The organism is Pelatocladus sp. BLCC-F211, assembly GCF_041928655.1.
Lineage (GTDB): Bacteria > Cyanobacteriota > Cyanobacteriia > Cyanobacteriales > Nostocaceae > Pelatocladus.
The window spans coordinates 1-21,514 of record NZ_JBHFLM010000191.1 but is presented as its reverse complement, the minus strand read 5'-3'; the positions used below and the strand labels follow the sequence as shown (position 1 = coordinate 21,514).

The 21,514-nt window shown below is 41.5% G+C and carries 19 protein-coding genes; 9 read left to right on the top strand and 10 right to left on the bottom strand.

The features are described 5' to 3' along the window. Window positions 1-4: 4 nt before the first annotated feature. The 5 genes from ACE1AT_RS22785 to ACE1AT_RS22765 form a co-directional block, all read right to left on the bottom strand. On the bottom strand, window positions 5-1,738 hold the full coding sequence (locus ACE1AT_RS22785) for an ABC transporter permease (RefSeq protein ID WP_374872490.1): 1,734 nt from the start codon (window positions 1,736-1,738) through the stop codon (window positions 5-7). 187 nt (window positions 1,739-1,925) lie between these two features. Beyond that, window positions 1,926-3,476 (bottom strand): dihydrolipoyl dehydrogenase family protein, encoded by a 1,551-nt coding sequence (locus ACE1AT_RS22780; protein ID WP_374872488.1) that lies wholly within the window; start codon window positions 3,474-3,476, stop codon window positions 1,926-1,928. Window positions 3,477-3,599: 123 nt separating this feature from the next. Continuing rightward, on the bottom strand, window positions 3,600-4,688 hold the full coding sequence (gene cobD, locus ACE1AT_RS22775; protein WP_374872486.1) for a threonine-phosphate decarboxylase CobD: 1,089 nt from the start codon (window positions 4,686-4,688) through the stop codon (window positions 3,600-3,602). Window positions 4,689-4,720: 32 nt separating this feature from the next. Then, on the bottom strand, window positions 4,721-5,005 hold the full coding sequence (locus ACE1AT_RS22770; RefSeq protein ID WP_009457351.1) for an HU family DNA-binding protein: 285 nt from the start codon (window positions 5,003-5,005) through the stop codon (window positions 4,721-4,723). 666 nt (window positions 5,006-5,671) lie between these two features. After that, the gene (locus tag ACE1AT_RS22765; RefSeq protein WP_374872483.1) at window positions 5,672-5,896 is read right to left on the bottom strand and encodes a helix-turn-helix domain-containing protein; all 225 of its coding nucleotides are present in this window, start codon (window positions 5,894-5,896) and stop codon (window positions 5,672-5,674) included. Window positions 5,897-6,049: 153 nt separating this feature from the next. Here ACE1AT_RS22765 and ACE1AT_RS22760 point away from each other — a divergent pair, with 153 nt between their 5' ends. The 3 genes from ACE1AT_RS22760 (at window position 6,050) to ACE1AT_RS22750 (ending at window position 8,192) form a co-directional block, all read left to right on the top strand. Further along, window positions 6,050-6,643 carry a TetR/AcrR family transcriptional regulator gene (locus ACE1AT_RS22760; protein WP_374872481.1) on the top strand — a complete coding sequence of 198 codons (594 nt, stop codon included), beginning with the start codon at window positions 6,050-6,052 and terminating at the stop codon, window positions 6,641-6,643. 83 nt (window positions 6,644-6,726) lie between these two features. Next, window positions 6,727-7,500 (top strand): glutathione S-transferase family protein, encoded by a 774-nt coding sequence (locus ACE1AT_RS22755; RefSeq protein ID WP_374872479.1) that lies wholly within the window; start codon window positions 6,727-6,729, stop codon window positions 7,498-7,500. 26 nt (window positions 7,501-7,526) lie between these two features. Beyond that, window positions 7,527-8,192, top strand: a complete 666-nt coding sequence (locus tag ACE1AT_RS22750; protein ID WP_374872477.1) for a glutathione S-transferase family protein — start codon at window positions 7,527-7,529, stop codon at window positions 8,190-8,192. A 760-nt stretch (window positions 8,193-8,952) separates the two neighbouring features. On the opposite strand, the gene ACE1AT_RS22745 is transcribed toward ACE1AT_RS22750, so the two are convergent. Next, window positions 8,953-9,228: a TM2 domain-containing protein gene (locus tag ACE1AT_RS22745; protein WP_016860060.1), complete on the bottom strand. Its 276-nt coding sequence runs from the start codon at window positions 9,226-9,228 to the stop codon at window positions 8,953-8,955. Window positions 9,229-10,152: 924 nt separating this feature from the next. Beyond that, complete coding sequence (locus ACE1AT_RS22740; protein ID WP_374872474.1) at window positions 10,153-11,730, bottom strand: type II CAAX prenyl endopeptidase Rce1 family protein; 1,578 nt, start codon at window positions 11,728-11,730, stop codon at window positions 10,153-10,155. Between the two features lie 270 nt (window positions 11,731-12,000). On the opposite strand from ACE1AT_RS22740, the gene ACE1AT_RS22735 reads away from it, so the two are divergent. Then, on the top strand, window positions 12,001-12,180 hold the full coding sequence (locus ACE1AT_RS22735; RefSeq protein ID WP_374872472.1) for a twin-arginine translocase TatA/TatE family subunit: 180 nt from the start codon (window positions 12,001-12,003) through the stop codon (window positions 12,178-12,180). Window positions 12,181-12,242: 62 nt separating this feature from the next. Here ACE1AT_RS22735 and cphA read toward each other — a convergent pair whose 3' ends face one another. The 3 genes from cphA to ACE1AT_RS22720 form a co-directional block, all read right to left on the bottom strand. After that, the gene (gene cphA, locus ACE1AT_RS22730) at window positions 12,243-14,945 is read right to left on the bottom strand and encodes a cyanophycin synthetase (RefSeq protein ID WP_374872512.1); all 2,703 of its coding nucleotides are present in this window, start codon (window positions 14,943-14,945) and stop codon (window positions 12,243-12,245) included. Between the two features lie 171 nt (window positions 14,946-15,116). Beyond that, window positions 15,117-15,980 (bottom strand): cyanophycinase, encoded by an 864-nt coding sequence (locus ACE1AT_RS22725; protein ID WP_374872470.1) that lies wholly within the window; start codon window positions 15,978-15,980, stop codon window positions 15,117-15,119. A 49-nt stretch (window positions 15,981-16,029) separates the two neighbouring features. Beyond that, window positions 16,030-16,437 (bottom strand): hypothetical protein, encoded by a 408-nt coding sequence (locus ACE1AT_RS22720; protein ID WP_374872468.1) that lies wholly within the window; start codon window positions 16,435-16,437, stop codon window positions 16,030-16,032. A gap of 416 nt (window positions 16,438-16,853) precedes the next feature. Here ACE1AT_RS22720 and trmD point away from each other — a divergent pair, with 416 nt between their 5' ends. The 5 genes from trmD to ACE1AT_RS22695 all read left to right on the top strand — a co-directional run bounded on the left by trmD (window position 16,854) and on the right by ACE1AT_RS22695 (window position 21,307). Further along, a complete protein-coding gene (gene trmD, locus ACE1AT_RS22715; RefSeq protein ID WP_374872466.1) occupies window positions 16,854-17,633 on the top strand; it encodes a tRNA (guanosine(37)-N1)-methyltransferase TrmD in 780 nt (259 codons plus the stop codon). A gap of 36 nt (window positions 17,634-17,669) precedes the next feature. Further along, on the top strand, window positions 17,670-18,149 hold the full coding sequence (ispF, locus tag ACE1AT_RS22710) for a 2-C-methyl-D-erythritol 2,4-cyclodiphosphate synthase (protein ID WP_374872510.1): 480 nt from the start codon (window positions 17,670-17,672) through the stop codon (window positions 18,147-18,149). A gap of 162 nt (window positions 18,150-18,311) precedes the next feature. After that, the gene (locus ACE1AT_RS22705) at window positions 18,312-20,108 is read left to right on the top strand and encodes an ABC transporter substrate-binding protein (protein ID WP_374872508.1); all 1,797 of its coding nucleotides are present in this window, start codon (window positions 18,312-18,314) and stop codon (window positions 20,106-20,108) included. 48 nt (window positions 20,109-20,156) lie between these two features. Beyond that, a complete protein-coding gene (gene larB / locus ACE1AT_RS22700) occupies window positions 20,157-20,945 on the top strand; it encodes a nickel pincer cofactor biosynthesis protein LarB (protein ID WP_374872464.1) in 789 nt (262 codons plus the stop codon). Between the two features lie 176 nt (window positions 20,946-21,121). Beyond that, window positions 21,122-21,307: a hypothetical protein gene (locus ACE1AT_RS22695; RefSeq protein WP_374872462.1), complete on the top strand. Its 186-nt coding sequence runs from the start codon at window positions 21,122-21,124 to the stop codon at window positions 21,305-21,307. The last annotated feature ends 207 nt before the right edge of the window (window positions 21,308-21,514 follow it).

The following is a 21,514-nucleotide window of genomic DNA, read 5'->3' as shown; positions in this document are numbered from 1 at the left end:
AAATTTAAAGATGGTATTTAGTTTCCGCAAGTGTGTACAATTGCCGCCAGAATAGACGATTGAGTCCCACTACATACAGACTCATCATCCCAATTCCTAAAGTAATGCGTGGCCAGTCACCTACTTGGGTAGCGTGAGCGATATATGCTCCCAAGCCATTTGCTGTAAGTGTAGTTTGTCCCCAGCTAACAATTTCAGAAATAATGCTAGCGTTCCATGCTCCACCACTGGCAGTTATACCACCTGTTACCCAAGCAGAAAAAATACCAGGAATAATTAATTTGCGCCATACCAACCAACCGCGTAAACCCACATCTGTTGCCATCTCGCGCAGATCGGTTGGAATACTCATCGCTCCAGCAATAGAGTTGAAGAGAATGTACCATTGAGCGCCAAGGGACATCAACAGAATACTACCCCAGTTAATGCTGATATGGCTACGAATGAAGAATAGCGTAGCAAAGGGAAAAATAAAATTTGCTGGAAAAGATGCTAAAAATTGCACTACGGGTTGCAAAAGCCGTGCTAATTTTGGGTTGAATCCGATCGCTACACCTACAGGTGTCCAAATGAGTGTTGCTATGACTAATAGCACCAGCACACGCCCAAGAGTGAGTAACCCTAACCAAAAAGTCTTAAAGACTTCACTTAATCCTACTGTTGTCAGGATAAAGTGTAATCCAGTGAGCAACAGTGCGCCAATCACAATTAATAGAGTGAAATTGTAGAGGCGATCGCTCCATGCTTGCTGATTTTGTTCTCTAGGATGTGGTAGACGCTGTGGAGTTAGTGATGATAGAAGATGATTGATAGCTTCGCTGACGGGAGTAAGTAACTGTCCAAGTAAATAGGGAAGTCGAGCCGTTTTGAGCAAGTCAAATACCCAAGACTCCGGAACCTCTGCGCTAGCACTCGTCTCTAGTCGGAACTTATCCGCCCAAGCAATTAAAGGTCGCCAAAATAGTTGGTCTACCAGCAAAATCACCACAGCAATGGTAAGTAATGCCCAACCCAAGGCAGGTAAATTTTGGGCTGCGATCGCTGCGGCAACATAGGAACCAAGTCCTGGTAGAGTGTATTTTTGATTCAGCACACTAATGGCTTCACTAGCAGCAACAAAGAACCATCCACCCCCAAAACTCATCATTGCATTCCATAGCAATCCCATCATTGCTGAAGGTACTTCCAGTTTTGTAAATCGCTGCCATCCTGATAGCCGATAGAGTCTGGCCGCTTCGTCCAGTTCCTGTGGAACTGTTCTCAGCGACTGATAGAATGAAAAAGTCATGTTCCAAGCTTGGCTAGTAAAAATAGCAAAAATCGATGCTGCCTCTAGCCCCAATAAACTACCAGGAAACAGGGCAATAAAACCTGTTACTGTGATCGACAAAAAGCCTAGCACTGGCACCGACTGTAAGATATCAAGCAAAGGAACAAGAACTTTTTCGGCGCGACGGTTTTTGGCAGCTATATAACCGTAGATTAAGGTGAATAATATCGAACAAAAAAGGGCGATAAACATTCGTAGAGTCGAACGCCCAGCATAGTAAGGCAGATTACGTGGATCAAGGCTCACACCAGGAACAACATCCGGTGGTACGAAACTCACGAATGTTCCTGCACCTACACGTGCAATTAATGCCAATAAAACCAACGTTCCCAAGATGACAGCGATATCTGCTAAACCGAAGGGAAAGCGTTGGAGTGCTTCCGAAGAAGGAAAAGTTCGCTTGAGCATAAATGATTAAATTTATTTCAAGTTTTCCCCAATTAGAAAACAGATAAATTTATTTTTCCTAGGAATATCATAAGTTCTTTTGACTATTTGATTAATCTTGTTTTTTAATAACCTTTTCTTAACCTAAAGGTTATGTGGAATTTATGAAGATAGGGAACTCTTAACAAAAATCAAATAGATAGAATTCCTATATTTTCCAATCGCGGCGAAAGTGGAAGAAACTTTCTAAAAAATCTTGCAATTTAGTATTATTTTGTAATCTTTGCTGATGCCATTGTCTAGCGGTTTGTTCTAAAATTTCTGAAAAACTAGGAAATATGGCAGCCAAATTTGCTATCTGGTTGATTTTAATTTTTTGAGCGATCGCGAAAGCAATAATATTAATTAATTCATTTGCTGCTACTCCCAAGATCACAGCCCCTAAAATTTCTCCCTGACGTCGAACAATTAATTTACAAATACCCGTGATTTCTTCCTGAATTTGAGCCGCTGCTAAGGTTTTAAAATACTGCCTTAACACGATAATTTCATTTTTACCATACTGACGTTTTGCTTGTGTCTCTGTCCAACCAACTTGTGCCAGTCTGGGGTGAGAAAATACTCCCCAAGGAACACTATGATAATTAACTTTAGACAAAGGTAAAAACAAAGCATTTTTTAAAGCAATTCTTGCTTCATAATTAGCAACGTGAGGAAATTCATAACCACCGATGACATCACCACAAGCATAAATTTGGTGGTTAGTTGTTTGTAGTTTTTCATTTACTACCAAGCGCTGGTGACGCCATTTGACACCCATAGCTGCTAAGTTGAGGGATTCAATATTCGGTTGCTGCGCGATCGCCACTAAAATTTCATCGGTTTCAATAGCTTTGTTTCCTGCTTGTAGCCACTTTTTATCTTCTATTAATCGCACCTGAGTCACTGTTGTATTTGTGAGAATATGCACACCTTCTGCTTCTAATTGTGCTTGCAGAATTTGAGTAACTTCAGGGTCAGCATGACGGATAATCGAAGGATGATGAGTTATTAATGTGACACCGCAACCCAGGCACGCCAAAGTTTGTGCTACTTCGATACTTTGGGGAATACCACCAATAATTACCCAATTCTTAGGTGACGCAGAACTCGCCAGAGATTGCCAAATTTCCGATAATGTCAGAAAACCAGTTTTTTGCAAGCCTTCAATATCTGGAATTACGGGAACTGAACCATTAGCTAATAAATAGGTACGTCCGCGTAGTAAACGATTATTAACAACAAATACTAAATCGGGTGAAGCTTGAAATTGTCCTTTACCAATAATGACATCGACACCTTGAGCTGCTAATACAGCAGGTGAATTTTGTTCTTCTAAATTAGAACTAACACCACGAGCATAGAGTAATGCTTCTGACCACTCTACAGGTGTTTGAGATTTTCCCAAAGATATAGTCGTGAAAGGATCTTCCTGGGAAAATTTCTCTGTTTTTTCCGTGGAACTATTAATTGTGCCGTTGTAGACACCTGTAGGATAAAAAATATCTGGAGGCTTGGAAACACCAATTCCCAATCGAGCAGCATAACTTAAGCGTTGGGAAAGTCTGCCGATTTCGCTCAAAACCTGGTGATGAATAAATCCATAATCTATTTTGGGTTCTACTAAAGCAACTTTAGCTTTGAGTTGGGTGGCCATCAAGGCAGCAGAACGCCCTGCAAAACTACCACCAATAATTACGACATCGTAGTCAAGAGTCATCCGATTTTGGATTTTGGATTTTGGATTTTGGATTTTCGATTTATTCCACGGATAAATCCGCTTTCTTGTACCATCAAGGAATGGTTGGCCAATAATCAAAAATTTTGAACATTGGACTGTTGACTATGGACTATTGACTAAAGCGATCGCGTCTAATAAACGTTGATTTTCTGAGGATAAGCGGACAGCAATCCGGAAATAGCGATCGCCAAGTTCAGGGAAACTCAAGCAGTCGCGAATCAAAATTCGGTGATGCTTGAGTAGTTGTTGCTGCAATTCCAGACTTGAGTACTGTGATTTCACAAGTAAAAAGTTAGCAGCACTGGGCAAGGGTTGCAAACCTGGAATTTGGGCTAAATCTTCAAACAGCTGGTTTCGTGTTGGTTCTAGCCATGTCCAAGTTTGCTCCTGAAAGTTTCGATCATTAACTACAGCAACTGCTGCGGCTTGAGCAAGAATGTTGACAGGCCAGGGATCGCGCCAAGACTGCCAACGTCGCAAACGATCAGGGTGAGCGATCGCATAACCCAACCTTAGTCCAGGGAGACTATAGAACTTGGTGAGCGATCGCAAAATGACTAAATTGGGGTATTTCTCTACTTCTCCAATTATGCTTTGTTGCTGCTCTGGAGGTAGAAAATCCATAAAAGCTTCATCCACCACTACCAAAGCGAATTTCTCTAGATAGGGCAGAATGGCTTGTTTTGCGAATAACTTTCCTGTTGGATTATGGGGGTTATTGAGAAGAAGTCCTTTGTCCTGGGTGATTTGTTCTCTGTCAAGAATAGATGACAAATCACTCACCAAAAATGACTCTTGACCAATGACCTCCGAAAGAGGAAATTCCAGCACTTTAGCGTTGTATGCTGCTAGCGATCGGTAGTAATCGCCAAAGGCTGGAGTTATGAAAGCTGTTGCGGCTAATTCTGCCAATTCCTTCCCCGCCAGAGTTAGTAATTCTGCCGAGCCGTTACCCGGCAGAATCCACTCTGGCGGAAGTTGATGAAACTCACTTAGAGCCAGCCTCAGTTCAAAATAATCTGGCTCTGGATAGTGCCGAAGATTGACCAGTTGAGACTCAATAGCAACTAATGCACTGCTTGGAGGTCCCAAAGGGCTGATACTGGCAGAAAAATCAACAATAGCACTAGGGGAACAGCCAGCTATTGCTGCTGCCCAAGCTAAATTTCCCCCATGTGCCATTTGCCGCATCAAAAAAGATTTCCCTACAAAAACATCACTGACTAAGATTTTGGGGGTGCAACTTTCTCTCTAAACAGCTTACCCGCCGAGAAGGCAGGAACCTTTGTCGCAGGAATTTCCATCTTTTCGTTGGTTTTGGGGTTACGTCCTTCGCGGGCTTTGCGTTCCCGTGATTCAAAAGAACCAAATCCCACTAGAGTCACTTTATCACCAGAGGAAACTGCTTCAATGATAGTTTCCAAAGCAGCAGTTAAGACAGCATCCGCTTGTTTTTTGGTTACGCTAGCCTTTTCAGCTACTGCATCAACTAATTCACCTTTATTCATGTCAAACTCCTTGAGGTTTACTTGAGATTTTGTACAGATGCATTTGACGCATCTCTACCTAAATCTCTGTTTTGAGATTTACAAAAGCCGTCTGTGAGAGTATTTTTGCTTAAAATTCCTGTAACTCTCATAGGCTCGACTTTTCAATGAATCATTCTAAAGTGTTCAAGCCAGAAGTGGATAGATGAAACCATTAATTTATATGGATTTCAGGATTTGTTCTTGAAAAAGAGCGTTTGTTTCACTAAAAACACTGCTAAAAGTAGGAAAAAATACTTAGCAAAAACCCCTGTTGTCAGGGAAACAGGGGAGAGAAAACAATTAAAAATTAAAAATCAAAAATTAGAGGTTGAGGATTGGGAGTATAACTGTCCCTGATCCTATCTGTGTTTCTCGCTTTGGGCAATGGTGGATTTTTCATCCCCTGGTTGTGACTGTGATTGCCCGTAGGGTTCTATTTTGATTTCAGTACGTTAAAACGGACTTGAGCTATGAGCAATCAATTTATTGCAAAGCGGGATAATATCGCAAAAATGGAGGATTTTATGCCGATTTTATGTCGAGAGGTAAAACCCTCCATATATTTTAAGAAGTCTAGGATCTTCTTATTCATGTATGACGATTAATGAAATGTCAGAATAAGATGACATAAAAATTTAAAATTCACTACTCGTCTTGGCTAAGTGGTGGCTTAACAATGACTAATAAATCACCTATTTCACAATCGAGCGCTAGGCAAATTTTCTCTAAGGTATCAAGTGGGATAGATTTTGCTTTGCCGTATTCGATTTTTTGAATATTCGCAAGCGACATCTCTAGCTGTCGTGCTAACGCATTCTGAGACAAGCCTTTGTCTTCTCTTAGCTGTTTAAGTTTAATCTTTACAGGCATATAGTCAATTTACCTACTATTAGTAAACTTACTTATAGTAGTCTATCTAGAAAATTTAAAAGGGAACAGGGTCAATCCCAAATCCAAAATCGGTTGACCGAAAATCATTGATCATGCTAAGTTTAATCAGACTAATCGGTCTGAAAATATTTGATGTCTAAAGGCGAAGAAACAAAAGCAAAAATTCTCCAACAAGCAGCCGAACTGTTTAATCAACAGGGATATGCTGGTTCGTCTATATCAGACATCATGCGGGTAACGGGTTTGCAAAAAGGAGGTATATACAATCATTTCAGCAGCAAAGATGAATTAGCGCTACAGGCTTTTGATTATGCGATCGCTCAAATTAAAAAGCTTTACAAAGATGCTTGGGGAAGTAAGCGTCATGCGATCGAGCGTTTGCAAGCAATCATGGGTGTATTTCACAGATACATAAACCATTCACCCATCAAGGGAGGATGTCCATTATTGAATACTGCAATTGAAAGTGATGATACACATCCAGCGTTACGAGAACGCGCTCAACAAGCAATGAATTCTTGGCGCGAACTGATTTGTTTAATTATCAAAAAGGGAATTGAAAGAGGAGAGATTCGCCCAACGGTTAACGCTGATGAATTTGCAACTATTATGATTGCCATGCTCGAAGGAGCCGTAATGATGAGTAAACTATACGGAGATGAGATTCATTTAGATAGAGCAATCAAACATTTAAATGATTACATGAGCGACAACTTACAGGCTTAATTTGTCTTGAATTTATCAAATATATTTTTTTTGTGATTTTACAGACCGAACGGTCTTAAGATATAAAATCCCATGATCAAACCATGAAAACAACTATTGAAAACCCAACAAAACCTTTCTGTTTGATTACTATTCCAATTAGTCATTATTGCGAAAAAGCAAGATGGGCGCTGGACAAATTGAAATTTACGTATGTGGAAAAAAGACATACACCACCATTGCATCTATTAGCAACAAATCGTGTTGGTGGAAAAACAACACCTGTTTTGGTCACGGAGACAGGAATTTTTATCGATTCAACCGATATTTTAAGATACTTAGATTCAATAGTCCCTAGCGACGCTAAACTTTACCCTATCGATCCAAACCAGTGCCAAGAAGTAGAAAAACTCGAAGATTTATTTAACTCCCAACTAGGCCCTGCTACACGCTCTTGGGGTTATTTTCATATCATGAATGACTACAAAATTATGCAAAGCAGATGGTGTCAGGGTGTTCCTTTTTTTGAGCGGGCTTTATTTCCAATACTTTTTCCTATTACTCGTTCATTAGCTCAACGTAAATTCAATATAAATCCAGAGTCTGCTGCACAAGCTTACGATACAATTCAAAGCATTTTTGAGCAAGTCAACAAATTATTATTAGACGGACGCACTTATTTAGTAGGAGATAAATTTTCTGCTGCTGACCTCACTTTTGCGGCGCTTGCTGCTCCTGCTGTACTACCACCAGAACACCCGATGCGAAGTGTCAGTTACCAAAATTTACCACGCAAACTTGTATCTAAAATTAATGCATTCAGAAAGACACCTGCTGGTGATTTTGTGCTGCGTCTTTATCGTGATCGAAACAGTTAATTTAGTTTTCTGAGGAGTAAATTACCATGCTCAAGTTTTACTATAATCCGCGATCGCCAATGGCTCGTCGTGTATGGCGGACTTTGCTAGAAAAAGAAATCGCTTTTGAGCCAATTTTCATGAAATTAGATGGTGATCAATTACAACCAGAATATTTAGAACTAAATCCATTTCATCACATTCCCGTCATCGTTGATGATAATTTTAGGGTGTTAGAATCGCTGGCAATTTTGGATTATTTAGAAACAAAATATCCTCAACCCAGATTATTACCAAAAAATGCTGAAGCATTAGCAACTGTCAGAATGGTGCAAATGGTATCTACTAATGAACTATTGCCAAAAATGGTTGCTTTGATTTTTGAAACAGAAGATTCACCAAAATTTATCCAAGCAAAGCAGCATCTCGATACTGTATTCAAATTTTTGATGACAACTCTAGATAATAACTCTTTTTTTGGTGGTGATCAGTTAACTTTAGCAGATATTGTTGTTGGTACAGATATATCTTTATTTCCTAAATTAGGAATGAATTTTAGTAATTATCCTAATTTAAATGATTGGTTTGAACGCTTAATGCAACGTCCAGCATGGCAAAAAACAGAACTCAGCCAAGCAGAATTTGAACAATTTAAGCGGGTTCTGGTGAAGATAAGACAGCGTGAAATGGCTCGTGCAAATCATGCAAATTAGGGAAGAAATATGTCAAAAGAAAATACTAAAACATTGGCGATCGCCTTCGCGAATGTTGCATGGTTGGAATGTTCCTGCTTGGATAAATAGAAAGCCTTATATTGCAATACGGTTCAGTTAAGCCTAAAAACTAAAACTAGCGTAGGTTGGGGAGCCAGTGCGTTGCGGGGGTCCCAAGAGTTGTAGCACCTGGCGTTTGAGGAACGTAGACGCGCCCTGCGCGGCTGATCGCAGAGTAACCCAACCTTATCAAGGCTTTGTTGGGTTTCGCTTGCACTCAACCCAACCTACATTTCTTCTTAACTGAACCGTATTGGTCTAAAAGTACGGCTAAACCGCACCTCTATTTCGAGAGTAGGCGAAATTCGCAACAACGACCTGTTGTCAAAAATATGAACTTTTATTAAGTTTATGAGCAAGCCCCTTGGGGGCGGGTGTAAAGGCCCCTATACCCCTACACCCCTATTTCTTGACTCAGGCGATTCTTTACGACTCCAGCGCAGATATGTCAAATAGATGATGACAGCAAACTGTGTTGAAGTTAAAGCAATTTGACTTCTGAAAAAAGGATTTATATCTAATTTAGATATAGTAGTAAAATATACAAATCCTAATAAAGCAAAAAATACTAAAGAAATATACTTACGTTTGATAATTAGCATATCGGTAGGCAGAGGGGATCGGGAATCGGGGAGCGGGTATGGCGCATTGGGAATGGTTAACAACCACTAATCACTAACAACCAACAACAAACAATTAATTAAAACCAACCTTGTTTGTTAACAAAGTAAGTATCAACAAATTGGTTGTAGGACTTGTTGAGGTAGATCATCCCTTCTAGCAAACCCACAAGCTGCATGATGAATAAGGTTAAGCCGTAGGTAAAATAACCTCCCACTAAAGAAATCACGAGCATAATAAAGCCCTCTGCGGTATAACCCAAAACAAACTTATGAATACCAAGACCTCCTAACATAATGCCACTGTACCCAGCTAATAGTTGTTTGGTGGCATGACTGGGATTGAGATTTGCCATATGAGTACTGCTCCTTTATAAGCTATGTATAAAATTGAAATTCTATATTTTTAGCAAAAAGTAAATCTACTGACTATCTTATTTCCACTATGTTTCGGGAAAATCAACAATTTTTTACTTTTTTTCAGTATAAATACTGCTAAAAGTAAATATACAGAAGTAGCGTAACTTGAAATCGCAAGTACGCTTTCTAAGGAGATAAGTGTTCAGACATAGCCTGAAACTAGGTATCTCCACAAAACTATTTTGAATAACAACAAAAAACCGCTACACAACTGTTTTGAATCTTAAGCGATAAGACTCTGTTTTACAGAATCAACAGCTCTCATCATCAAACAATTGCGTCGTACTACTTTTTACACATCAGACAGTATCATTTCCGGATTTTTTTATTTTCGCGGCAATAATTTAAGAACACTGACTAAAAGGAATGTAGACCTCTTATTTAAGCAGCTTTTTGCATATGGTTTTCTAAGTCTAGTCAAGCAATTAATTACAAACTAATTTGTGTAAGTTTTCCGTAATCACTTAAGTGAACACGGAACTCAGAAGCTAGTATTCCCAAACTTAAACAGGAAATAAGCAATACTTAACCACAAAAGACTAATTTCTTATTTTTTTAACTTTATTGCTTGAGTTTTTTGTTAGGTATGTATTTTCTCTCAAGCTAGCATTTTTTTATAGTTAATATCAACATACAGTTGGTAGATTTTTGTGACATATACGGATCGGGGATCGGGGATCGGGGATTGGGGACTGGGGACTGGGGAGTAGGGACTGGGAGCAGGGAGACCACTGGGCGCGGAGAAAAAAACTAATCCCCGATTTCCGATCCCCGATCCCCGTTACCCCTTATCCCCACAGGGGGCCCCACCTGCCCCTTATCCCCAAAGGGGACCCCTACCTTCCCCAGTCCCCAATCCCCTAATTACTACTACCAAGGATAAATAAGCTAAGTAGGGTGCCACTGTTCCATAGGCTGTGGAGGAGCATGGGAGCAAGGAGGTTGCGCGATCGCGTGTAAACGACCCCTAAAACAACTCCCAAGGCGAACAGTGGTAAAACTTCCGATAAACTCAGGTGAGCGATCGCAAACAACAAGGCACTGGTGATAATTGCCCACCACACAGAGACGTAGCGAGTCAGCGAAGGTAACAGAAAACCACGAAAGAGGAATTCTTCAAATAACGGAGCAGCGATCGCAGCTGTTACGAAAAATACACCCAATGCTATAGAATCTCGGCTTTCCAATGCTAATTGCAACAGAGGATTACTACCACCTTGGCCTTGCCATATTTGTTGATTAATTAGGGATACCACTACTACCACTGGTAACGCCACACAATAACCACCGAATCCCCACAAAAACCATTTACCACCTAAGTTGAAGCGAAACCAGCTAGGCTCTAGCGGGAAAAAACGTTTAATAGATAAATACAATACCGATATCGCACCCAATGCCACTAAAATGTAACTTAAAAACACATAAAATGCTTGGAGTCGCAGATTTGCGGCAGGACGAGGGATAGGAAGCAGTTGTAACACAATCGGGATCAATATTTGTCCCATGAAGAAAAAGCCCACGACAAATACTTGCAAAATCGTTTCGCCATCCCAAGGTACTGACCAACTCGCATTAGCATTTTGCCCCAATAAACTAGCTTTCCCCTTGACAACACGTTGAACAATCAGAAAAATCAGTAGTCCTACACCAATAAAAGCTCCCAGGGCTGGAATAGTACCAATAATCGCTAATTTCACAAAAGCTTGTTCAGCAGCTTTTTGTTCTACTATTTTCAGGTTTGCGACAGCTTCTTGACGTTGCTGGAGTTGGTAGAGTTGAGTCAAAGCAGTAAAGCGAAACCAGCTATCAAGATGATCTTGAATCAGTTGTTGAGTATTGGGAAGCAAACGAGGCGGATTACTCCACATTCCACTCAACGCCGTAGCAGTTTCGCGTAACTCAGGTTTAATTTGGGAATTTTGCTGCAATTGCTTCCAACTTTTGAGGGCTGCATCTGTTTGTTTTTGCTGTGCTTGTAAAATTCCTAAGCGCAGATCGATCTCAGCAATTGATTTTTGTAGTTGGTCAATAGTTTTTTGTAATTCTTTTTGCTGTACTGAACGAGAAGTATTAGTCGCAGGAGGAATTTCGGGTTGAGGTTTAGGAGTTGCGGGAGTGGTTACGGGTTCGGAACTAAGGTCTAAGCGCTGTTTCTTAGCTTTTTCCAGATTAGTTTCAGCCGATTTCCGTGTTTCTTGATACTGCTTAATCGCGGTTTCCAGGGGTTTTTCACCTATAATAGCTTCTTTCGCTGCTTGCAAATTCTCATCTTTGCGATCTGAGGCTTGCCACTGGGAAGCTTCTAGGACAATATTTGTCTGATAAAGATTCAGACTATTTTGGAACTGTGGTTCTTGCCAACTGTTTAATAAAGACGAACCAGCAACAAAGACAGCTAACAATGTTAATAAAAATAAACCTAACCGCTTAGGTGTCATCTATTCTCCCCTTGACTCATACCGAGTTGCAATTAAATCATGCTAATTAAAACATATGGAGAGCTGGGGAGGAAGGGAAGACCCATCAGCCTATCAGTCTCCACGACTAAATACTACTTTTTTTATCAGCATTTTGGAGTGGTTGCCGATACGTGAAAATTTGCGATCGCTCTCAACAAATATTCTCCCGTGTTCCCCATCTCTCGATGTTTCAGGTAGACATTCCCCACCCTACTATATTCTAAGTAGGGTTTTTCACAGGAGATAGATATGTTTGGATTGGGATGGACAGAAGTAGGTGTAATAGCGATCGTCGCCTTGCTAGTTTTTGGGCCAAAAAAAATCCCTGAACTGGGAAGCGCACTAGGTAAAACCTTGCGGGGTTTTAAAGAAGAACTGAATAAAACCCCCACCGACGAGGATTCCACGCCAGAGGAAGAAGAAAAATAGTCATTTGTCCTTTGTTCTTGGTCATTTGTCCTTTGTGTTTACAAATGACAAATGACGAATGACTAAATAATTGAATTGACTATAGATGAAGTCACACCCATTTGAGAATCTACAGGTGGGGGGGTGGTATTTTGTTGAGGAACTTCTTCCTTAACGACACCACGCGCCTTAATCAACTTGATGGCACGATTGACACTTTCTGGTAAAATCACCACCAAACTGTTCTCAGGGGCGATATCCAAAGCTTTGTTAATCGCTTGGGTTTCATCCAAAATCGCTTCATATTCGTAATCAGGATTGATTTGTTTAATACCTTGAATAATTAATTCCGCAGCCGAACCCCGCGCCCTTCCTCTGGTGTCATCGTCTTCTTTGATGATTACATAGTCAAAAATTTCGGCTGAGAGTTTACCCAAAGCCACAAAGTCTTGATCACGCCGATCGCCAGGGCCACCGATCACACCAATGCGATCGCCATTTGTCCAGTTACGAACAAAGGAACCCAAAGCTTCGTAACTGTGGGGGTTGTGGGCATAATCTACCAAAGCGTGGAAGTTACCCAAGTTAAACAAGTTCATCCTTCCTGGCGTTTGGCTCACCGAAGCCCGGAATGTGTTTAAACCAGAGCGAATTTGTTCAATTGACACATTCTGCACAAAGGCCGCTAAGGAAGCTGCTAAGGCGTTAGCAATCATAAATGGCGCTCGTCCACCCATTGTTAGGGGAATATTTTCTGCCCGTTCAATCCGGTGTGTCCAATCGCCTTTTAATATTGACAAAAAGCCATTTTCATAAACTGCTGCAACTCCGCCTTTTTGGATGTGGTTTCGCACCAGTTCCGATTCTGGGTTCATGGTGAAGTAAGCAATATTAGCTTTTGTGCGTTCCGCGATCGCAGCTACACGGGGATCATCGGCGTTGAGAACAGCGTAGCCATCAGGATAAACAGCTTCGGCAACTACACTCTTGAGGTGTGCCAACTGGTCAATTGTGTCAATGTCACCAATACCCAAATGATCAGCAGCAACATTTAATACTACACCGACATTAGAGGCTTCAAAAGCTAATCCAGAGCGGAGAATCCCACCGCGAGCAGTTTCTAGGACTGCTACTTCTACCGTCGGGTCTTGCAAGATTAACTGGGCGCTTTGGGGACCTGTATTGTCACCTACTTCTACTAAGTAATCTCCGATATAAGTTCCGTCTGTTGTCGTATAACCTACTACTTTTCCTGTTTGTTTGTAAATGTGAGCTAGTAGGCGGGTAGTAGTGGTTTTACCGTTTGTACCTGTCACAGTTAATACAGGAATACGGCTGGCTTGTTCGTTGGGGAACAGCATATCAATGACTGCACCGGCAACATTACGGGAAATACCTTGACTGGGGGCAACGTGCATCCGGAAACCAGGAGCAGCATTTACCTCTACAATCACACCGTCAACCTCACGCAAGGGGCGGCTAATATCCGATGTCACAACATCTATGCCCGCGATATCCAAACCAATAATTTTGACGATGCGCTGGGCTAACCAAACGTTTTCGGGGTGTATTTCATCTGTCCGGTCTACAGCAATACCACCTGTACTCAAGTTTGCCGTTGCTCGCAAATAGCAAATTTCGTCTTTTGCTAAGACACTGTCGAGGGTGTAGCCTTGCCTTTCCAATAACTGATAACTGGTGCGGTCAAGTTCAATTTTGGTGAGAATCTTATCATGTCCGTCACCACGATTTGGGTCTTTATTGGTTTCCTCGATTAATTCCGCAATTGTAGATCTACCATCACCAACCACATGAGCCGGTACACGTTCCGCAACCGCCACCACTTTACCATTTACAACCAAAACTCGATGGTCACGCCCGTTGTAATACCGCTCTACAATAATCGAGCGAGAAACTTGTCTGGCGGCGTCGTAAGCTGCTTCTGCTTCTTCCCAACTTTGGATGTCGATGGTGATCCCACGTCCGTGATTACCGTCTAAGGGTTTGATCACTATCGGATAACCACCGACGTATTCTACTGCTTCTTGCAAATCATCCAAGAAATTAATCACCGTACCTCGCGGTACTGGTACGCCAGTACTAGCAAGAATGCGTTTGGTGGCTTCTTTGTCGCAAGCCAACTCTACACCCAAGATGCCGGTGTTATCGGTCATGGTTGCTTGCATCCGCTTCTGGTTGACACCATAGCCTAGTTGAATTAAGAAGCGCGCCCCTAGTTGCATCCAGGGAATACCTCTTTTTTCAGCTTCTTTGATGATTGACTCTGTGGAAGGTCCCAGGGCTGAATCACGCCATAAGTCTTTGAGGTCTTGTAAATCTTGTTCTAACTCTGCCTTTGGATAACGCCCTCGGTCAACAATGCTTTGGCACAGCCTAACTGCGGCTCTACCTGCGTAACGTCCGGCTTCCTCATTTAGATACTCAAAGACGACTTGGTAAACGCCGGATGTGGACGTTTCACGAGTACGACCGAAGCCGACGTGCATCAGCGCTAATTCCTGTAGTTCTAAAGCTACATGCTCCACGATGTGACCCATCATGGTGCCTTCACGCACTCGCATCAAAAAACCACCACGACAGCCAGGCGAGCAGTAGTGACCCTCCAGACTAGGCAGAGCCTCAACTAATCCTTCATAAAAGCCGGGGATCTCATTTGAGGGCGTCTCGGCAAGATTTTCTAGATCAAGGCGCATGACGATGAGCTTGTGGCGTCGAATGCTCCAGTAGTTGGGGCCGCGTAATGTCTGGATTTTGAGGATTCTCATGGGAATAGGTAGATGGAGATTCGGAACCAAAATTCTAGTTTCTTACTGAAATTGACCGCCAAACTGTTCATGGTAAACAGTTTTTTCTTCTTACATCGTATTACTCGCACTTTTTTGCTGCAACGTCGAATTGCGCGGTCAATTCAGTGTAACTTCAGATACTTAAGTCCGTCAGCTGGAAATCCGGTAGACAGCGGGTAGAACGGTACGTTGGTAAAGGTGGAAGCGATCGCCATGACTCAGAATGTGTAGGCGCAAATTGTGAAGATTCAAAGGTTCAGTTGCTCCCACATGAGGTTCGTTGGTGTGAGTCACTTCAGTCGGATCTACTATTGTAACCGAACCTTTACCCAAAACTTGTAGCCAACCATCACGTTCAAATAACGCACAAGTATCTTCATCAATGCCGATACCCAGGCGATCTGGATGAGAAGCGATCGCGCTCATCAAACGCCCCATACGATTACGATTGTTAAAATGTTGGTCTACAATTACTTCAGGTATAAATCCTAAGCCCGTTGCCATGTCCACTAAAGAACGATTGGGTGACTCACCGCTACCACCGCCTGCAATCATGTGATGTCCCATAACTGCCGCACCTGCGCTAGTACCTGCGAGAGTTAGTTCTCCAGCTCTAACTCGCTGCCGGATAATGTCCATTGCTGGTGTGTCTGATAAGACCCCACACAGTCGCAATTGATCACCTCCTGTTAAAAAAACCCCGGTACAAGCTTCCAGGGACTGTTGGTAATCACGGTATTCACACTGTTCTCTTTCTCGTATGTCAAGAAGCTCAACCTTCTTGGCACCCATATCTTCAAAAATGCGAATATACCGACCACCAATGATCGAGGGTTCGCGAGAGGCAGAAGGAATAATAGCAATATGGGCGTCATTAGCACCAGCACGGGCAAAAAAAGTTCGCAGAATCTCGCGACCATGGACTTTATCTTCTGCGCCTCCGATCACCAGAACGGCAGTTTTGGTTGCTTGGGGTGTCCTCATTTCCAGCAATTTAGCTTGTAATTCCGGCATTGTGTTTCTCCTGTCAACAACTTCAGGTGAAAATTACAAGAGCAGCAGCCTAATTGTTTTTGCGCCTCGCCTCTTGCCAAGGACAGTGCTTTAGGCAATTGGTAATGGGTAGTGGGTAATGGGTAGTGGGTAATTGGTAATTGGTAATGGGTAATTGGTAATTGAAATATTGATGATTTTTCTCTGCCCAATACCCGATTCCCGATCCCCGACCCCCGATTCCCGTTCGCGAAGCGTCTCCTCTGGAGAATCCCTGATCCCCGATTCCCATGGCGACAGATTTATGGTTGTAGTCAATAAAATCTTGTTGTGATGACTGCTGTTGCAATGCCATTGTTCTGTAGACGCCTAATAGCGAATCCCTTGGGTAATCATTGTCTGTTTGAGTGTCTCCTCTAACTTTGGGAAACAGAAACAGATATTGACGCATTTTTTCTTTGAGGCTGGTTCGATGCATCCTGGAAGTTGTTAACCTAGTCAGAAGATTAATTTAAATTTAGATGTGACAATATTTAAACATAAATTAAGTAATTAGAAAAACTTTTGTTGATCCATAGAATCCAACTGTTTCTAGTAGTCCATAGATACACTCAACCAAGCTCTTGTATATTTTGTACAACATCAGCTAGTTGTCAGTACTAAAAAGCAGCTATGCTGTAGACGCTCGTTTAGATAATGTATCTGTTAGGTAGACAATAAGGGGAATACCAAAAGTCCTCGCCTGTGGCAGCAATTTTTGGCAACCCCAGCAGAAAAAATTAATCAGCATAGCATCTACAAATTTTTGACTTGTTTATTAACTATCTAACTATTGCTGCCGTACTGTGCTAGACATTCCAATTTTAAGATTAGTGTTCTCCAATACGAAATACTGTGCGCTTTGATATAGTTACGCTATTTCCTGATTGTTTTACCTCTATTCTTAGTTCAGGGCTAATTGGTAAAGCCTTGGCCAAACAGATTGCTCAGGTGAATTTGATCAATCCTCGCAACTTTACTACCGACAAGCATCGCAAAGTTGATGACGAACCCTACGGTGGTGGTGTCGGAATGCTAATGAAGCCAGAACCCATTTTTGCGGCGATTGAGTCTCTACCTGTTTTACCCAAAAGAGAGGTGATTATGATGAGTCCCCAGGGACAAACGATGAATCAACCTCTGTTACGGGAATTAGCGACAAATTACGACCAATTGGTAGTGATCTGTGGTCACTATGAAGGTGTAGATGAGCGAGTACTGCATTTAGTCACGCGTGAAGTATCCTTGGGTGATTTTATTCTCACCGGCGGGGAAATTCCAGCCATAGCTTTGATTAATGGTGTGATGCGCCTATTACCAGGAACTGTTGGTAAAGCCGAGTCCCTCAAATCAGAAAGTTTTGAAGAAGGATTATTAGATTATCCCCAGTACACCCGTCCAGCAAATTTCCGTGGTTTGAAAGTACCAGATGTACTGCTGTCTGGCAATCATACTGAAATTGCTAAGTGGCGATTAGAACAACAAATTAAAAGAACAGGCGATCGCCGCCCTGATTTGCTCCAAGCTTGGCTAGAGGAAAAGGGGGACAAGGAGGACAAGGAGGACAAGGGAGACAAGGAGGACAAGGGAGACAAGGGAGACAAGGGAGACAAGGGAGACAAGGAGAAAAACTAATAACCAATGACAAATGACAAATGACAAATGACAAAAATGAACATTCGGATTGGTAATGGTTATGACATGCATCGACTGGTGAGCGATCGCCCTTTGATTCTTGGCGGAATCAATATTCCTCACTCTCTGGGTTTGCTGGGACATAGTGATGCTGATGTCCTCACCCACGCGATTATGGATGCGATGCTAGGAGCATTATCCTTGGGAGATATTGGACATTATTTTCCCCCTAGCGATTCACAATGGACAGGAGCAGATAGTTTAGTGTTATTGAGTAAAGTAGACCAACTGATTCGTAAACAAGGTTGGCAAATAGGAAATATAGATTCGGTGGTAGTCGCAGAACGTCCAAAATTAAAACCTCATATTGAAAAAATGAAGGAAAAAATTGCAGGAGTTTTGCAATTACAACCAAATCAAGTCGGAATTAAAGCTACTACCAATGAGAAGCTAGGCCCTGTTGGGGAAGAACAAGGTATTTGCGCCTATGCAGTTGTTTTACTGTCACAGGAGTAAAACATGAATAAGTTTTACAAGGGAAAAGGGAACAGGAAAGCCCCATAATGAAAATTAGGGGATTTTGAATAAAAGCAATTATAGTCAGCTAAAAGCTGACTTTCGCTATTAGCCTCAACTAAAGTTGAGGACAAAGAAAAATATTTAGAATATCAATAAATGATGAGTTTTGCTAATATCCTTCGTCCAATTAAGCGTTTTCGTTTACTACTAATTCTGGCTTTGATCAGCGTCTTTATAACCGTTGCTTGCAATCCAAAAAATTATCAAACAAAGGCTGCTCAGGTACCGCAAATGATTACTGCGGTTCTGGGTGAGCCTTCAACTTTTAATCCTGCACTAAATGAGTCTGCATATAGTGTTTTTGGTCCACTTTATGACTCATTAATTAACGAAAATCCTCTTACTAATAAGTTAGAACCTGGTTTAGCTGAATCTTGGGAAGTATTTGATAATGGACAACGGGTTGTCATTACTCTCAAAAAAGGACTCAAGTGGTCAGATGGGAAACCGATGACTGCTGATGATGTCGTATTTAGCTACAATGACATTTACCTAAATCCAAAAATACCCACACCAACAAAAGATTCTTTGAGAATTAATCAGCGCGGTGACACTCCCAAAGTACGAAAAATCGATGATCTGAAAGTAGAATTCACTGTACCAGAACCATTTGCTCCTTTTTTAAGATGGGTAGGTGGGATTACAATTTTACCTGCTCATGCTCTCAAAGAATCTGTCCATACAAATGATCCTGGTGGGAATCCCAAGTTTTTGACAATGTGGACAACAGGTACTGACCCCAAAGACATTATTGGGAATGGACCTTATGTAATGGAAAGTTATGTACCCAGTCAACGAGTTATATTCCGACGCAATCCATACTACTGGCGTAAAGATGCTCAGGGAAATCCTCAACCTTACATAGAACGGTTAATATATCAAATTATTGAATCAACTGATAACCAATTAATTAGTTTCCGTTCTGGACAGTTAGATGATCTCGAAGTTCCTCCAGAAGGTTTTAGTTTATTAAAGCGAGAAGAAAAACGGACAAAGTTTAAAATTTATAATGGTGGACCGGATACTGGCACTACTTTTATTGCTTTCAATCTTAGTAAAGCTAAAAATTCTAAAGGTCAGCCTTTTGTAAACCCGGTTAAGTCTCGTTGGTTTAATAAAAAGGAATTTAGGCAAGCAATAGCCTATGCCCTTGATCGTGAAACAATGAAAACAAACGCTTTTCGCGGAATAGGCGAGTTACAAAACTCTTTTGTTTATGTTAAGAGTCCCTACTATTTACCTCCAGAAAAAGGCTTAAAAGTTTACAATCACGACCCAGAAAAATCAAAAAAATTACTCCTACAAGCAGGCTTCAAATATAATCCTCAAAATCAATTAGTTGATCAGGATGGCAATCAAGTTAGATTCACCTTGCTGACAAATGCAGAAAGGAAAGTCAGAGGAGATATGGCAGCACAAATTAGACAAGATTTAGCTAAGATTGGTATTCAAGTTGATTTACAAATTCTTAGCTTTAACGCTTATCTAGAAAAACTCAAAGTCAGCCAAGATTGGGATTGTTATCTTGGTGGTTTTGCTGGTGGCGGTGTTGAACCTCATAGTGCTAGCAATATCTGGAGAATTAACGGTGCATCCCATGCATTCAATCTTGGCCCTCAACCAGGTGCTTCACCGATGACGGGCTGGGAAGTTTCTGACTGGGAAAGGGAAATTGACCGCCTTTATATTAAAGGCGCCCAGGAAATAGATGAAAACAAACGCAAGGAAATTTATTACCAATATCAGCGCATTGCCTCAGAACAACTGCCATTTATTCATTTGGTAGAAAGATTAGATTTGCAAGCAGTACGCGATCGCTTTAAAGGTATCAAATATACTGCACTCGGCGGCCCATTCTGGAATTTGTATGAGCTAAAAATTGCTGAAGAGAATTAAGGGGATCGGGGACAAGGAGAATAACTAATGACAAATGACAACTGACAAATGACAAATGAGAAAAATTTGCGATCGCTCCTTGAAGCAGTCGCTAATGGTAATGTTTCTCTAGATGTGGCGCTAGATGAACTCAAACATTTAGCTTATGAACCTGTGGGTGAGTTTGCCAAAATTGACAATCATCGCGCCTTGAGAACTGGCTTTCCGGAAGTGATTTGGGGACCTGGTAAAACTCCCTATCAAATTGCTCAAATTATGGAGGTGATGCGTCTACGTAACCCTGTAGTGATGGCAACTCGCATTACTCCAGAGATTTACGCAGCACTACAACCGAAGGTGAGAGATTTACGATACTACGAATCAGCACAAATTTGTGCGATCGCTCCCCCCACTATCGAACCAACTTTTCCTGGCACAATTGGCATTCTTTCTGCTGGTACAGCCGATTTACCCGTAGCTGAAGAAGCTGCTGTCACCGCAGAACTTTCTGGTTTTCGCGTCCAACGCCTCTGGGATGTGGGAGTCGCCGGGATTCATCGCTTGCTGAGTAACCGCCACGTAATCTCGCAAGCATCAGTGTTAATTGTTGTGGCAGGTATGGAAGGCGCTTTACCCAGTGTAGTAGCAGGTTTAGCAGACTGCCCGGTAATTGCTGTTCCTACTAGTATCGGTTACGGTGCAAGTTTTGGAGGTTTAGCCCCTCTATTGACAATGTTAAACTCTTGTGCTACAGGAATCGGTGTAGTGAATATTGATAATGGTTTTGGTGCAGCAGTCCTAGCAGGGCAAATTTTGCGAACAGCCGAGAAATTACGGATGGCATCGTCTGATTCTTGAGTTATTACGGTGATGTTACTTTTGCATCTAGTAAAAAATATCACTCAAAAATGAAACTTTTAATTACGTTAGCTGCCTTTGTCTTGAGCTTTTGGCTAACGATCAGTATATCGACTTAGGAAGGGAACAGCAAAATCGACAATGTCTAATTTATTTTATTTAGGTACTTAATTTCGATGTCTCAGTTAATTTGGCATTTACCGGAAAATTTGATTATCCTAGCTCAAAATGTTACTGATCCAAACCTTGTTGGTCAAATGCAAAAAGCCTTTACGCATTTTGTACAATCAGGTCAAGCTTGGGCGCTATTGATTGGGTTGGCAATTGGTTATATGATCCGAAATCTGACAAGTTTTGGTTAGTTGTTGGTTGTTGGGCATCGGGCATTGGGCATGAATCAGTGATCAGTGATCACTGATCAAATTAAACTGGTAAGCTGTTCCACACCTAATTTGCATAAAATGTAAACTGGATAAACTCGTGAAGCTACTACTATGCCTGCTCAAGGATACTTGAATCAATCACAGAAAGAAAGTTTACAGAAAGCTCTATCAGAAAGTAACAATCCA